We start from the raw sequence: 15,783 nt of genomic DNA on the forward strand, positions 1-15,783 counted from the left end.
CTAACCTTTAACCGAACCGATCATAACCCCCTTTACGAAATATCGCTGCAGGAACGGATAGATGCACAGGATCGGGAAGACCGTGATGACAAGCAAGGCCATGCGAAGCGATTCGGGCGTCGCGCCTGCCCCGCTGGTGCCGCCTACCGTCTGACCACCCTGCTGCGCTGCGCGCTGCATCGAATTGGATAATGCTTCTGCTTCGGTCAGCATTTCCTGCAATAAGGTCTGCACCGGGATCAAATCCTTGTTGGATACGTAGTAAGCGCCCGAGAACCAATCATTCCAATGAGCCACTCCGATGAAGAGGGAGATGGTTGCCAGCACCGGTCCCGAGAGCGGCAGTATGATCCGAACGAAGATTTGAAAATCGCCGTAACCGTCAATCCGGGCGGATTCCTCCAGCTCCTCCGGTATGCCTTGCAAGAAGGTGCGGATGATGACGATGTGCATGAAATTGAACAGCATCGGCAACACGTACACCCAAAAGGAATTGATCAGATGCAGCTTCTGCAGCGTAATGAAGAACGGGATGAACCCGGCGCTGAAAATCGTCGGCAGAAAGATGTAGAAGGTAAAAAAGGAACGGCCGGGCAGCGTCTTCTTGGAAAGCGCATAGGCCATGAGCGTACACAGCACCACATGCAGGAATGTACCGAGCACGGTGCGCATGAGCGTAATTTGGTATGCCTTCCATATACGGGCGTTATCGAACACCTGGGCATAATTCTCCAGCGTGAATTTACGGGGAAGGAAATAGATGGCCCCCATCATCGAATCTTTGCCGTCATTCAGGGAATAAGCCAAAATGTATATGAACGGGTAGATCATGGAGAAGCCGATCAATGCGAGAAACGTGTAGTTAAACACCGAGAAGAAAGACCATTTGCGTTTCATTACGTCACCTCCTTAGAACAGGGATACATCACTGACTTTGCGGGCGATCCGATTGACCGTCAGAACCAGGATGAGCCCGATGATGCTTTGGAATAGCCCGACGGCCGCGGCGTAGCTTAGGCGTCCTTCCCGGATACCGGAATTGATGGCGTGCACGTCCAGAACGCTGCCCATGCTGGCAGTCGCCGGTCCGTTCAGGAGCAGGAGTTGTTCATACCCCGCGCTCATCAGATTGCCCACCGCGAGAATAAACAAGATGATGGCCACATTGCGGATACCTGGAAGCGTCACGTGCCACATCTGCTTGAAGCGCCCCGCGCCATCCATCTTGGCAGCTTCGTAAAGTTGCTGGTCGATGCCCGCAATGGCGGCCATAAAGATAATGGAATTCCAGCCGATGTTCTTCCAGATATCGGAGCCTACAATCATCTGATAGAACCAGGTCGGATTGTTCAGGAACTGGATCGACTCGGCTCCGAACGAGCCCAAGAGGTCATTGACCGGACCGCCGTATGGGGTCAGCAGCCGCTGCATCAGGGTGACGACCACGATCCAGGATACGAAATAAGGCAAGTAAGACAGGGTCTGAATCGTCTTCTTGAATTTCATCTTCCGCACTTCATTCAGCAGGAGCGCAAGAATGATCGGCATCGGAAATCCGATCAGCAGCTTCATGAGGCTGATGATGACCGTGTTGCGGATGATGTCCCCGGACTGATAATAATTGAAGAATTGTTCAAAGTACTTGAATCCGGCCCAGGGGCTGCCTGTAAACCCGCCTATGAAGGTGTAGTCCCTGAAGGCAACTTGAACTCCGTATAAGGGCACGTAGGAAAACAGAAAAAACCAGACGATGCCCGGCAGCATGAACAAGTAAAAGAGCTTGTGCTGCCAAATTCGTTTGAATACTCGGTTGCTTGTCCATCGTGACTTGTTCACATTCCCACCTCTCCTTTCTCACATGGGGCGGCGATGCCGCCCCGTTCCTCTATAGTTCCGGTACATTCAACCGCAACGTGATGATTTCAAACGGCGTGAAGGATAGCGCGATTTCAGACGGCTCGTTCAGCTTCAGCTGCGTAAGGCGGTTCTCCAGCAGATCGGCAATCCAGGCCTCGGCGGCTTGAAATCCAAGCCGAAGCAACGTGCCCGCATGCGTTCCTGAAGTTTCATACAGACGAACGATGATATCGTCCCCGTCCTCGGCTTTTTTGACGGACTCCACCATGATGTGCGGATGATCGGGCCGGAGAAACGCTTGGGATAAAGGCAGCTTTCTTGTCTCCTGATCCGATACGTCAGGCAAGGACACCGTGCGAAGCGGGACGTTCAGTTCATGGCCTCTTCGGTAGATTTCGGCTTGCACATGATTCCCTCGGTGCGGATACAACGAATACGTGAATCGATGCTCCGCGCGGTCCGCCTCCGGATCGGGATAGGAGCTGCTGCGGAGCAGATGGAGATCCAGCACGTTATCGATGGCACGATGGCCATACTTGCAATCATTGAGCAGCGCCACCCCGTAATCCGGCTCCGATAAGTCCACCCATTGATGAGCGCAGATCTCATCCTTCGCAAAATCCCACATCGTATTGCGGTGGGTCGGTCTGCTCAGGCTGCCGAACTGGATTTCGCATTGAACCTGATCCGTACGTATATTAACGGGGAACGACGTTCTTAACATTTTGCCGTTCTCCCTCCAATCGACGTCCGTCTCGAAATCGATGCGCCGGCTGCCCGCCGTCAGCACGACGGTCTGGGTCAGCGAGGACTCCCCGTAACCGTACTCGAAGACAAGCCCGATTCTCGGCCCCTCCCGAAGCTCCTGCATGCTCAGAAGGTGTAACGGTGTACCCGGATTCGCCGCATAGTCATGGCGGAAATCCCATGCGTCCCCGCCATCATGATAAACGCGAAGATCATTGCCTAATCGTCCCTGCTGGATGACTTCGCGGTTTTCCGCTTTATCCAGAACCGACAGGATAGCCCCGTTTTGATCGAATGTCACGATGACCTTGTCGTTCTCCAGGCTTCGTCCTTCAGCTGCAGCGTCTGCGCCCGCCTCTGGCGTTTTAGTCAAGATTTCTGAGGAAGATGCGGCTTCTCCATCCGCTTCCTGGCCGACATCATCCAATAAAACAGCATATCCCATCGATGGAACCTGGACGTGATGCCAGCGTCCGTTCATGCGCAGCCACTCTAGCCGCTCCCAAGGCAGCGAATTGAAGATGACGGTTTGCGAGGATGGCGTTTCACTGTGTGCGATATGGCCAGCTAAATAGTTGTAGGTGTCGGCAATCATGGTCTCCGTCTGCCCAAGCAGCTCTTCATACCGCGCCAGCGACTCATCGTACACCCGCTTGATCGAAGAGCCCGGAAGAATATCGTGGAACTGATACAGCAGGACCTCCTTCCAGATCGTCTCCAGCGTCTCAGCTGGATAATCCCGTCCTAGACGGGCTGCCAGCACGGAAGCAAACTCCAGCTCGCGCAGCGCTTTCTCCATCTTCCGGTTGTATCGCTTGCTCCGGGCCTGACTGGTCAAAGTTCCTTGATGCTTCTCCAGGTAGAGCTCCCCGCGCCACGTCTGGAATGACTCGCGCTCTTCATTCAACCGTTCGAAGAACTTCCACGAAGGCTCTTGCTGGACGGGAGACAAACCGAGCAGGTTTTTCTCTCGAGCCAGCCGTTCCAAATGCTCTTCGCCCGGACCGCCGCCGCCGTCTCCAATGCCGAAGAGCATCAAAGCATGGCCGGATACGTTCTTATCTAAATACTCTCGCTCCGCCTTGGCGATGGAACGAGGGGCTGCCGGGCTATTGTACGTATCTTCAGGAGGCATATGGGTCAGTACAGCGGAGCCGTCGATGCCTTCCCAGAGGAAGGAATGGTGAGGGTGCCGGTTGTACTCGCTCCAAGAGAGCTTTTGGGTCATCATGTAATCCACGCCGGACTTCTTGAGCAGCTGCGGCAGGCTGGCGGAGTAACCGAACACGTCCGGCATCCAGAGCGATTTCATCTCCAACCCGAATTCCTGTTGAAAATATCGCTTGCCGTATAAGATCTGACGAACCAGTGATTCCCCGCCAGGCACATTGGTATCCGATTCTACCCACATGGCTCCCTGCGGTTCCCATCTTCCTTCGCGCACCCGTTCCTTGATCTGTTCATACAGTGCCGGATAATGCTGCTTCATCCAGTCATATAGCTGGGGCTGGCTTGCCCCGAACACGTAGTCCGGGTAGCGTTCCATCATGCGAAGCACGGTCGAGAACGTTCTGGCGCCTTTCCGGATCGTTTCGCGGATCGGCCATAGCCAGGCCAAATCGATATGCGCGTGACCCACGGCGCTGATCGTTAAGACCGGATCGCCGCCTTTCAGGCTCAATGGTTCAGCCAGCTTCTTCTTCGCCTCCGCGACGCGCTCCGGCGAGAAATCCGTGAGCCGTAACGAAACGTCATACAGCGCCTGATAGCTTCTCTCTTTGCGCGCGGTTCCCGCCGGGAGCTGCTCGGCAGCTTCCAAGAGTACCTCGACATCGTAATATAGGCTTCGAATATCTTCCCGGCAGCTGGCGATGACGGCTTCTTTCAAAGTTCCTCCCTGGTATTTGCCAAAGAGATCGTTATTGCCCGCATCGGCCCAAACTTCAATATCCGATCCGGTCAGGAACATGTCATGAAGCCGGACGACGCGCTTGCCGGGGAGCCCTAAGGAAAAATCGAATTCCGAATTCACGGTGGTCAATCCCTGTACTGGCGATCCGTTCGGATCCATCAAACACAACTCGCCGTTAATGTCCAGCAGGAGGACGAGGTCCTCCTTCCGGCTATGCTCCGGAACGCTCCCGGCAAAACGGAACCAGGCACAGTCCCACAGATCCCCCCATCGCTGCCCATGGACAAGCGTCATTTTCGTTCCCGTCTTTCGATCCGAGTACGATATGGGTTCAGGCGTAACCCATGCCGTCACTTCCAACTCGGCAACCGGCACATAGATGGCTTCCCGGAGTTTGTTTAACATTTGTTTCAACGGTTCAAGCCTTATCGGTTCGTATGGCATGATGATCTGCTCCTCTCTATTGCATCAGTCGGCTGCAGGTTCCGTCATGGATTGGGCTATCCAATCCACTTGAATCACGGCCTGGTTCGCCGCGCCGTGTTCGTACTGCAGCAGGACGGTTAACGACTCCTGATCCCATACCCAGTCGGCAGGCATCGCTTGATTCCCGATAACGTACTGGACGGACGCCGGCTCGGTCGGACAATACAGCCTCGCGCTGGCCTGCATATTGGCCGGTCCCTTGGCTGTGAATCGGAACCCGGCGTCCGATTGGTCGAGCTCCTCGATTCTGGAGGAAGCTGCGATGATGGACACTTTGCCTCCGGAAGGACGTCCGGCTTCAACATCATAGAGAAGCGCCTGTTTCCCGGGGCTTAACGTAATTTGATCATGAACGGTGAGCTTTGAATCGAACAAGTCCACGACAGGACCCGAGATCGTCAAGTCTTTATCGGTGACGGATTCCTCCAGAACCGAAGCAATGATATAAGGACCGCGCCGCAGCTTGAAATAATGCTTGGTATGCCAGGGCGGTTCCTTGCCGAGAATCGCTTCGATGGCAGACTGGACGGAGCGGCGCAGCGTGTCTGCCCCTTCCTTCGACAAGGCCAGGTCGGCCGGATGCTGATCCAGCCAGCATACAATGCCTTTTCCCGCCTGATGGATTCCTTCGGCTTTTCCCTTCAGGTCAAGCTGCTCAAACAAATGCTCCCGGGGGGAGTTATATTTCGAGCCGAATGCTCCGCTTCCGAGCTCCGCGTTCCACCAGGCGCGTATGCCGTGGTACGGATCGCTGTCATCGCCGACATAGATCAGTGCGCCGCCATCCCGCACCCACTGCGCAAGGGCATTATGAATGTCAGGATACTCCGGCTTGATGAATTCATAGCTCAGCACAAGGACGCGATACGGAGCCAAATAACCGGGATAACGTCTCACATTATCTAGCTGAAGCGGGCGAACCGGGATGCCATGCTTCAGCAGCGGCAGCGTCAGACCGTAAAACGGAGAGAAATCGAGAAGCTCCGTGTCGCCCGCCTCCTGAAAGCCTTCGGGATCCGTGCCGTCATATTTCCCGGCATCGGGCGCTCCAGGTTCAGGCTTCATTCGCTGAAACATCGCGGAGTCTGCAATCAGAACGCCGACTTGCAAGTCGTCTTCCGCCGATTCGATCACTTTCTGGTCCATGTTGCCAAGCGTATGCATGACCTGTAGCAGCGTCGTTGCATAGTCGGACGGGATGGACTCTTTGCCTGAACCGTCTTCGGAAGGGTAAGTCCCTTTAAAGATTCGCCGCGGCCATGGCGAGACTTCATAATGGGAGACCCCGGGATGCAGCAGTGAGGCGACCACGGTTCTTAGATAGTTCTGCTTGTAATCCGCCCACGTGTGGTTCGGATTGTCTTCGATCGGGTCATGCAGGAACCACATGCGTCTGTCCGTTCCACGAACCAGTTCCTGCATCACGCCGTATTCGAGGTAAGCGGTTTCAAACGTCCGCTCCTTGCGCAGCCCTTCATATACATTCGGCGTCCGGGAGGTCCCCGTCCAGATCTGTGCAATGTACCCGTCTATGGACGGGAGCTCCACGAGCGCCGATTGCGGACTTACGATTCGCCATTGGGTGTAGTTGATCAAACTATGGGTCGGAACGTAAAAGCGAAGGATTCGATCATAATGCTTTAACGCGTAATCCTTCATCTCTGCGCATAACCGGTCGAGCACGCGGGTATATAAATACGCTTTCAATTTGGAGGCGCGGTATTGTGCGTCTGGCGAAGCATGCGGCGGAATCCAAGGCTCCTTGTAAAACAGCAGCCATTCCCGTTTGAACGCTTCCGAATAACCTCCGTTCACCCAAAATTCAGGCTCTTCCAGATGAATGGCCTCCACGCCCGCATCCACCGCGACGCGTATTCGGTCGGCGATGAAGCGGCCAAAGGAAATCGTAGGCACCATGTAAGGAATGACCGGTTGTTTGCCATGCAGGATCATCTCCCCATGGCGATCCTTCTGGGCTTCATCCCAATGGGGTACGCCGTCTATCTCCCCGTCCAGGTAGCTGTTGTATTGCCCCCAAGCGACACCGGTCATCAGATGGACGACGTATCCTTTCTCTTTCCATTTCTGAATCCGCTCTGGCATGGTTTCGTCAATCCCATAAACCATCACGAAGTCTGTCTGAAGATCATAGTCGGGGTGATACGGTGCAGACTCTTGAAACCCAGTTCGTTCTTCCCTGCGATCTCTCGGCACGTTTTATACCTCCCTGCTCAGGTTAAATGTACTGTCGCTTCATAACCTCCATCATTTTCTAGAATATAATATATAATATTAATATATTCAATATGTTTTTTATTCGAATTGAAAAAGCCTTCTCCGTTGGATGACGGAAAAGGCTTTTTCTTGGGGCGTGAATATTAAGTTCGTGGAACCTGGCCGGATGTTTGGCGAACCACAAGCTCAGGCTCAATCAGCATTTTGCTGTAACTCTTGCCTTCGCCCGAGCCGCGCAGCACTTCCAGAAGTTTGCCGGCGGCCTGATATCCCATCTCCCGCTCAAACTGCTTGACATGGGTGAAAATACTGAATTCCTCCACGATTGAAGTCGGATCGTCGAAGCTGACGATCGATACGTCCTCCGGGACCCTAAGCCCCGCTTGCTTTGCCATCTGATAGATCTGCACGCCCAGTCTCCCGTTTAGCGAAATATAGGCGGTTACCATGCGATTTCGGATGTAACGGTATAACGGGTGGGCTTCAGCATCCTTGAGCACGTTCAGCGGTTTGAAATCCGTAATCATATGCGCCGGATTGATGAGCGCGCCTTTGTCTTTCAATGCATCGATGTACCCTTCGATCCGCTCCTGAACCGTCACGGTCTGAAGGGGAGAATCCGAGCAGATGGCGATATCACGATGCCCAAGCTCCCATAGATGCTCAACGGCGAGCCTGGTGCCCCGCCTTCCATCGGCGGCAATATAATGGGTCTCGACACCAGGCAAATACCGGTCGATCAATACAAAAGGAAAACCGGACAGCTTCATGCCCAGTATCTCCTCGTTGTAGTTCTCCTCGTCGATCGGGAAAATCAGCAGGCCTTCGGCTCCGAGAGCCTTCAGATCCTTGATGGCGTCTTTTTCCTTGTCGAGTTTGCCGTCGGTCAGCATGATCATGCTGCGGTAACCTTCATCATTCAGAGCCTGCTCGATTCCCTCGATGAGTCTCATGGCAAAGTAATCATGAATCGTGGGCATAATCACGCCAATCATGCCCGTTGCCAGCGTCCTCTCTTTTCCCTTGAGCGACGAAGCCAACGGCTGGTTACCGGGTGAGAAGTCCGCTTCTTCCGCAACAAAACTTCCTTTGCCCGGCACGCGGGCAATCAATTTCTCGTTCGCTAATCCCGTCAGCGCATTGGCAACCGTGATCTTGCTGACATGAAACTGGTCCATCAGTTCCTTCTCTGTCGGAATGCGATCACCGGGCTTCATATTTTCTGATGCTATGACGTGTCGGATATAGTCCTGGATTTGCTGATACAACGGAATTCGATCATTTGTACTCATTCTAATCACATCACCAATTCATTCATGATATTTGAAATATATAATATATCCTTACACATACAAGCGCAATAAACAAGCATGAGCTGACAACGACTGTTACGACAACCCCTTGATACGATAGCGTTTAAACATGCCTGATTTGCAAGAATTATAGCAAGAATAATAGGAAGTTTTGTCGAACCTCTTGTAAAGTTATATTTGAATATATTAAATATGTGTTGGTAAGCGAAGTGCTGCACGATGATGGTGCCAAAAAGGAGGGGTGAATGTTAACGGATGAGCACGCGCTTCCAATTGACAACAGACCATAACAAGGAGTGAATTCGCCATGGCTCGTAGATTGACGATTCTCTGTTTAGCCATCCTTTGTGCTTTTTCATTAAGCGGCGGCGCAGCTTATGCTTCGGATACGGATGTACGGTCAGCCAAGCCTGACGGTTCCAATAACCGCGAACTGCCAAGTTTCAAGAAGCCGAAGCATTTGGATGCCGCAGATATTTATGATGCGCCAGGTGACATTAAATTGCTGTTAGGAACCTTGCAGGGAATCGTTAACCGGGAACAGCCCCGAATCTATTTGATCGAGTCCCAGGAAGAAGGGAAAATGACCTGGCTCGAAGATATAAACGTGCCTTATACGCTTCATGAAGACTATTGGGACGTATTCGCTGCTTATCGCGGCGAAGCCAAAGGCATGATTGTATATGATCCGGAAGTTCCCGACACGATTAATGTCGCCACCACCCTCGCAGGACTGAAGAAGGCGGTCGTTGCCAGTCCGGAGCTGGCCGCCCAATTGTCCAAAGCCCCTTATAACTTGAAGACGCTGGATGATTTGCGCGGCAAATTCGATAACCGGCTCGAAGCTTACACCTGGCAATACGAGAATTTGTGGAAGCAGACGAATCATCAAATGTTAATCGGTCTGGATCCGGATACGGCGATCCGAATTCCTTCAGGCCTGCCGGAATCCTTTGTAACGATTGCAGAGGAAAAGGAGCAGATTCGCGATGCAAGCAATCGTGATACTTACCAGCTTGATGTATCCTCCCTCTTGGGAAAATCAGAGGTATACCTTCGGTTTGACGATGCATTCACCCAGGACGGCTGGGGCCCTGCCGTGCACGAAGTAACGGTCAAGGCTGACGGCAACGTGATCGCGAGTTTCATCGCAGGTACACCGGAAGAAGAGGCCTATCTATATGATCGGCAAAATTCCAAGTTCAGTGAAGGACAGGGCGGTCACCGCTTCGCCGATAACGGCAGTTATTTTGTGTACGAATTCACCCCTCCTGCCGGAACCAAGAACCTGACCGCCGAAGTGGATATGTGGAACCAGTATAAGGTTTCTGCGGGAAATATCCGTCCGCTATCTGCTGAGCAGCAGGAACCCTATGGTTATTTAAGAGATTACGCGGTAGCCAACAAAGCGATGGTATTCTGGCTGGATTCCAATGTGCCTGAGCAAAAAGCGCTGTTCGAAAAAATTCTGTCCGGTGTGAAGCCGGGCACCCCGTACCTCGGCTGGTTCAGCAACGATGTGGAAGGCGAGTTCAGTTCGGTCGAGATCGCTTCCCGTTATGGCGTTTATGTGCTGGCGGCCGACTGGTTCAGCAATCTGACCGTCTTCTCGGGAACCAAGCCGAACTTCAAGCTGGCGAAAACCCCTCCGCAGCCGGCCCTGGAGAATAAGATTTACGTAACGTATACTTTTACGGAAGGCGACAACTTCCAATACAACCAGCATCGCATGCGCGTCATGTGGGATGACCCGGCTCGAGGCAAAGTCCCGATCAACTGGACCTCCAGTCCACTGCTTTATGAAGGTGCTCCAGCGATGTTGAATTACTATATCAACTCGGCTACTGAGAACGATCTGCTGATTGCCGGACCTTCCGGTGCCGGATATTTTTACCCAAGCCCTTGGCCGGATGCAAGCTTCAAGCAGTTCTTGCGGGCAACCGAGAAATACCTGAAAAAGACGGGAATGACGATTCCTTATGTTCTGAATCGTGTCGATAGCGAGAATGTGCCGTTATCTCCGTTTAAAGCCAAAGCATATGAGGAGGAATATAACGTACCCGGTTTATTTATTAGCTATGAAGACAGATACGGGGTTGAAATCGTTGGCGACAGCCTGCCCGTTTCAACGATCCGCGGGATCAGCACCGTGCAGGACGGATTGCAGGTCCTGAATGAGGCCAAAGCGAATTGGGACGGCAAGTCACCGCTCTTCGTTTCCCTCGGCATGCTTGCCTGGAGCATGACTCCGTCGGATGCGCTGGCTCTAACCGAACAGCTTGGAACAGACTTCAAAGTTGTACGCGCCGATCACTATTTCTCCTTGATCCGCGAAAGCTACGGCTTGCCGGCAAGCAAGAAATGATGATGTCTGGTTAAGCGGCTGCACATTTATTAAGGCAGCGTCAGGCCAAATCTAATCGGGTCTGCGCTGCCTGTTTCATTAATGGTTCTCCCCACGTCTTAGTGCCGGATCTGTTGCTATAATTCATAGCATTAACTATATGTAGTTAATATCATTAATTAAATATAATTAATGTCATAAATTAATTTATTAATGTTGTTAACTAATGATTTCATTTGTCTTTCATCTTACTGAAATCTGAGTTCTGCCTCCAATAATATTGTACTGACTTCGTTTATACTCCGTCTCTCCCCGCACTATTTCATCTCTTCACCACTTAAAAAGGAATAACGATTCCTTGCCTGCTCGGAGTCTGGAAAAGAGGTTAAATTATTTCTTGGGTAATCGCAAAAACCACATCGTTTCGACAGCCGATCTGATGTCCGATTCTCTTCCCCACTGTGCAGTCGACAATCACATGGCGATAAGATCCTCTCCTCCATACGATTCGCAGCCATATTACGGCTGCGTGCTTTCTCGCTCCATACATAAAAAACGCCAAATGGTAAATACTCACTGTATCGAATTAGCTTGTATTCCCGCATATGGAGATTAGTATTATGGCCACCACGAAAAAAATATCCCTTATCGACGTTTACTTCATCATGCTGCTTTCCTTGGGCATTACCAATCACGTTGTTCTGATCCCGCTTCTTCTGCAGAAAGCGGGCCGGGACGCATGGATGGGCACGCTGCTAACTATGATCCTGCATATTGGCTGGGTGTACATCTTGTTTTTCATTATGAAGCGGACCCGTCAACAATCCATCTTCGCATGGTTCAAAGACAGCTTCGGCCCCGTGATTGGCTGGATCTTCGTTAGCTTAACAACGCTCTATTTTTTCTGGATGACCATGGTGATCATAAGAGAAACAACGACATGGATTCGGGTCACCTACCTGCCGTCAACGCCCAAAACCGTCATCTCGCTCACCATTATGCTGCTGTGTGTTTATGTGGCGAACAACGGTATTCGCTCGATCGCCATCATATCCGGAATCCTGCTTCCTATTGTGTGGATATTGGGCCATTTTGTAGCCGTGTCGAATCTTCAATATAAGGACTATTCATTGTTGACCCCCCTATTCGTGGATGGTTACACGCCTATGCTCAAGAGCATGCTCGTGGCCGGCGGTGGATTCATGGAGATGATTGTGCTGATCTATCTTCAGCATCACATGAAACGAAAGATGAAATACCTCTCGATCGTCATATTGTCGATATTGCTGGGAGGACTCACCCTGGGACCGCTTATGGGAGCTATCGCCGCATTCGGGCCAGTTCCCGCGATGGAATCACGCTATCCCGCATACGAGCAGTGGATGCTGGTCACCATTACGAAATATATAACCCATGTCGATTTTCTGGCTTTGTACCAATGGATATCGGGGACATTAATCCGTATTTCGCTGTTCCTGTTTATCATGGCGGACGGTATTCCTTTTAAAAAACCCAAACGACGCTTGTGGTACTTGTTAGGGGTGGGTGTAGCCACATCCATCATCTCGATGATCCCGGTTATCGATCGGCAAATCGAGTTATTCGTGCTGGGCAAATATTCGCCATCCTACCTGGTCTTCCTTTCTGCGCTGACGCTGTTGATTGCCATTGCTGTCACATTTCGAGCCAATACCAAAGGGGGATAGAAGATGTCAAACTACAGAAATCGAAATAGCATGTTCCGCCGAAAAAAGAAACCATCCTCGGTCGCAGTGGACAGGCTACCTGCATCCGACGCATTGGATGAGGAAGCACTGCGATCCATGTTTGCCAACTCCGCGGATGTGATCATCAAATCTTTCCCGGGAAAGCATGAAGATGCTATCCCCGTAGTGCTGCTGTATAGCGAAGGAATGATTGATGCCATGGTGATGACCCAATATGTGCTGCCGGATCTGGAAGAAAAACTGGAACACTTCACGGATTGGGAGCCTTTAGCCAGAGAATTGGATAAATCGATGGAATGGAGCAAATTGAAGCAGCCTGCCGATGTCGTTAAGCTTCTGTTTGCGGGACGAATGATCCTTTTTTTTTCAAGAGAGAAATGCTTTTATTCCATCGATATTGCCTCGCTTCCCAATAGACAACCAGAAGAGTCCAATACGGAGGTCTCCATCAAAGGGGCTCGAGATGCATTTACGGAAGATCTGTTGATGAATGTGGCACTCGTACGAAAAAGATTGCGAACGGCCACGCTCCACAATGAGCAAATGATGATTGGCGATCGCAGCCAGACCAGAGTAGCCCTTCTGTATATTTCCGATATCATACGCCCGGAAGTCATCAACGAGGCAAAGTCGCGCTTAAAAGGCATCCATGTCGATGCGCTAGTAACCAGCGGTCAGCTGGAGGAGGCACTTTCCGATTCGACCCTCTCCCTGTTTCCGCTCATGGACTACATTGGGAGGCCGGATTTTGTCGTGGAATGTTTGCTTAAAGGACGATTTGTCATCCTTGTGGACGGGTCGCCGATGGCGTTGATTGCGCCTTGCAACTTGCTGGAGTTGTTAAAAACGCCGGAAGACTCCTTTTTTCCTTATCATTTCGTCATCTTTGAGCGTCTTCTCAGGCTCCTTGGCCTCGTACTCGCCATTATGCTCCCGGGATTTTGGATTGCCTTGATATGCTACAACATGGATCAGCTTCCCTTTCTGCTACTTGCGACCGTCACGGTCTCCCGTTTCGGGATTCCGCTGTCGGCGCCAATGGAAATGTTATTGATGCTGGGCATGTTCGAATTATTCAGGGAGGCAGGCATCAGGCTGCCGAAAGCTGTCGGTCAAACCATCGCGGTCTTAGGCGGCCTCATTATCGGGGATGCTGCCATACGCGCTGGCTTAACGTCGCCCGCCATGCTGGTCGTATCTGCAACGACGGCAGTCGCGACGTTTACTTTGGTAAACCAGACACTGAGCGGAACGGTCAGCATTATTCGGCTGTATGTGCTGATTTGGTCTTCCTTGCTTGGCATGCTGGGATTTTTTATTGGTTTATTCAGTCTCATTGCATACCTCTCCGTATTGGAATCCTTCGGACTTCCGTACCTTGCTCCTCTATCGCCGCTGACATTCAAGGATTTGATGAATGCCCTCTTGAAAAAACCGTGGGCTTTCAACAAAAACCGACCGGAAATGCTGCAGAATATGGATAACACTTCTGAAGAAAGGGAACCAACGTGAGATGAGAAACTGTACCCTTATCATAAAATTAATATGGTTAACGGTAATGCTCAATATGTTAACGGGCTGCTGGGACATCAAGGAGGTACAAGACATGAATTACATCACCGCCATCGGCATCGATCAAGAGGACGGTGATTTTGTCGTATACACCCAAATGATGGATTTTACGGCGGTCGCCAAAAGTGAAACGGGAAAAGCGGAAAAGCCGCCACAAGTGTGGACTTCCAAAACCAGAGGCAAGACGTTTGACATGGCGGTCAATGCCATCTATGATTCAGCGCAGTTACGCACAAGCTGGAGCCATATCTCATGTATTCTCATCAGTGATACCGTCTTGAAATCGAAGGTTCTAACCAAATTGGATACGATCGGTCGTTATCAGGAAATTCGTATGACGCCGTGGGTATATGGAACAAACGAGTCTATCGAGCAATTGTTTAATGTTCCTGCTTTCTTCAATCTCTCTCCGTTAAATACGATAGCTCATGAGCCTTCCGAAGAGTATAAACAGAGATCCTATATCGTACCGATTCGATATTTTGATTTTATGGCGCTGATCACCGAACCGGCCAGTACGGTACTGCTTCCTAATCTTTCGATCGATAAAGGGACTTGGAGCCTGAATCAAAAAGAAAATCCGAAGCTGATGATTAACGGAGTATTCGCTATATCCGAAGTGGTATCGAAAGGTTTCTTTCCTAACGACAAGCTCACCGGTCTACGCTGGATGGAACCCGATACGAAACGCTCTCACGTCATGATTACAAATAAGAGCGGGGAATACGCTGGGAACGTCGTTTTGTCGAATCCTAAAGTTCGCAAGGAATTGAGCATTGTCAACGGAATGCCCCAATTCCGCATCAACGTGAAGTTAGAAGGTAACGTGGTAGAAGCGCTCGACGACATGAACAAAACCGAAATGGAAAACCAGGCGGCCGCGGAAGTACGGGAGGAGATTATATCTACGTTTAAGAATGGAATTGCTTTAAAGACAGATCTGTACAGCTTGGAGCATGTTTTGTTTAAGAAAGACACCCGACGTTGGAAAAAAATCCACCAGACGTCAGTCCAACCGCTGGATGCGGGTTCTTTGGAAACGGTACATGTCGAAGTCCATCTGGATCATGCCGGCATGAAGCTGCTCCCCCATCAAGATGGACCCGCTGCGCCGAGAACCAAAAAAGAGGCGGGATCCTGACGATCTGCCGTTAAATGAACCCATAATAAAGGCAGCCGGCTCTTGGTGTCAAGAACGGCTGCCTTTGCTTTGAAGCAGGTAGTATTCTTATGTCATATATAATGAAGATGAAATAAATGTTGTTTGTTACGTTGATCGTACGCGCTTGGCTACACGACAATTTCCACACCTTCATCCTCAAACAAGTCATCATAAGCAACGTAGAGGCCTATGGCTGAGGCGATTAATACCAAAATGGCTGCGATGAACGCCAATTGTTTAACCGTAGCTTTGTTTGATCTCCCTTGCTGTCTTCGTTTACTTTGCACTCCTCGGCCCATATTGCATACCTCCCGCTTTCATGCCGTTACAATAAAATATGATTCGGACATGAAAATGTTGTTAGGCAAAGCACGCTTAATAAATCGTATGGATAAAAGGTGAAACGACAAACCCGGGGATTGATGGTG

General features: G+C 51.0%; 10 protein-coding genes. 4 read left to right on the forward strand and 6 right to left on the reverse strand.

What is annotated here, in order from left to right; translation table 11 throughout:
* The 5 genes from BMX45_RS19880 to BMX45_RS19900 form a co-directional block, all read right to left on the reverse strand.
* Window positions 1–897 (reverse strand): carbohydrate ABC transporter permease, encoded by an 897-nt coding sequence (locus tag BMX45_RS19880; protein WP_090911179.1) that lies wholly within the window; start codon window positions 895–897, stop codon window positions 1–3.
* A 12-nt stretch (window positions 898–909) separates the two neighbouring features.
* Complete coding sequence (locus BMX45_RS19885) at window positions 910–1,836, reverse strand: ABC transporter permease (protein ID WP_090911180.1); 927 nt, start codon at window positions 1,834–1,836, stop codon at window positions 910–912.
* Window positions 1,837–1,885: 49 nt separating this feature from the next.
* Entirely contained in the window at window positions 1,886–4,960 is a 3,075-nt protein-coding gene (locus tag BMX45_RS19890; RefSeq protein WP_090911181.1) for an alpha-mannosidase, read from the reverse strand.
* 24 nt (window positions 4,961–4,984) lie between these two features.
* Window positions 4,985–7,216 carry a hypothetical protein gene (locus BMX45_RS19895; RefSeq protein ID WP_090911182.1) on the reverse strand — a complete coding sequence of 744 codons (2,232 nt, stop codon included), beginning with the start codon at window positions 7,214–7,216 and terminating at the stop codon, window positions 4,985–4,987.
* Between the two features lie 164 nt (window positions 7,217–7,380).
* Window positions 7,381–8,529, reverse strand: a complete 1,149-nt coding sequence (locus BMX45_RS19900; protein WP_090911183.1) for a GntR family transcriptional regulator — start codon at window positions 8,527–8,529, stop codon at window positions 7,381–7,383.
* A 328-nt stretch (window positions 8,530–8,857) separates the two neighbouring features.
* On the opposite strand from BMX45_RS19900, the gene BMX45_RS19905 reads away from it, so the two are divergent.
* From BMX45_RS19905 to BMX45_RS19920, 4 genes are all read left to right on the forward strand, one after another.
* Window positions 8,858–10,915: a GxGYxYP domain-containing protein gene (locus tag BMX45_RS19905; RefSeq protein ID WP_090911184.1), complete on the forward strand. Its 2,058-nt coding sequence runs from the start codon at window positions 8,858–8,860 to the stop codon at window positions 10,913–10,915.
* Between the two features lie 599 nt (window positions 10,916–11,514).
* On the forward strand, window positions 11,515–12,600 hold the full coding sequence (locus tag BMX45_RS19910; RefSeq protein ID WP_090911185.1) for a GerAB/ArcD/ProY family transporter: 1,086 nt from the start codon (window positions 11,515–11,517) through the stop codon (window positions 12,598–12,600).
* A 3-nt stretch (window positions 12,601–12,603) separates the two neighbouring features.
* On the forward strand, window positions 12,604–14,133 hold the full coding sequence (locus tag BMX45_RS19915; RefSeq protein WP_090911186.1) for a spore germination protein: 1,530 nt from the start codon (window positions 12,604–12,606) through the stop codon (window positions 14,131–14,133).
* Window position 14,134: 1 nt separating this feature from the next.
* Window positions 14,135–15,334, forward strand: coding sequence for a Ger(x)C family spore germination protein (locus BMX45_RS19920; protein ID WP_090911187.1), 1,200 nt, complete (start codon window positions 14,135–14,137; stop codon window positions 15,332–15,334).
* A 149-nt stretch (window positions 15,335–15,483) separates the two neighbouring features.
* On the opposite strand, the gene BMX45_RS31400 is transcribed toward BMX45_RS19920, so the two are convergent.
* Entirely contained in the window at window positions 15,484–15,654 is a 171-nt protein-coding gene (locus BMX45_RS31400; RefSeq protein WP_175495168.1) for a hypothetical protein, read from the reverse strand.
* Window positions 15,655–15,783: the final 129 nt, after the last annotated feature.

The sequence above is a fragment of the Paenibacillus sp. cl141a genome, from assembly GCF_900109305.1.
In the GTDB taxonomy this organism is placed as follows: domain Bacteria; phylum Bacillota; class Bacilli; order Paenibacillales; family Paenibacillaceae; genus Paenibacillus_AQ; species Paenibacillus_AQ lautus_A.

Coding starts and splice junctions, on each gene's coding strand:
- BMX45_RS19880 (WP_090911179.1), bottom strand. CDS start 897: ATGAAACGCAAATGGTCTTTCTTCTCGGTGTTTAACTACACGTTTCTC.
- BMX45_RS19890 (WP_090911181.1), bottom strand. CDS start 4,960: ATGCCATACGAACCGATAAGGCTTGAACCGTTGAAACAAATGTTAAAC.
- BMX45_RS19900 (WP_090911183.1), bottom strand. CDS start 8,529: ATGAGTACAAATGATCGAATTCCGTTGTATCAGCAAATCCAGGACTAT.
- BMX45_RS19905 (WP_090911184.1), top strand. CDS start 8,858: ATGGCTCGTAGATTGACGATTCTCTGTTTAGCCATCCTTTGTGCTTTT.
- BMX45_RS19910 (WP_090911185.1), top strand. CDS start 11,515: ATGGCCACCACGAAAAAAATATCCCTTATCGACGTTTACTTCATCATG.
- BMX45_RS19915 (WP_090911186.1), top strand. CDS start 12,604: ATGTCAAACTACAGAAATCGAAATAGCATGTTCCGCCGAAAAAAGAAA.
- BMX45_RS19920 (WP_090911187.1), top strand. CDS start 14,135: ATGAGAAACTGTACCCTTATCATAAAATTAATATGGTTAACGGTAATG.
- BMX45_RS31400 (WP_175495168.1), bottom strand. CDS start 15,654: ATGGGCCGAGGAGTGCAAAGTAAACGAAGACAGCAAGGGAGATCAAAC.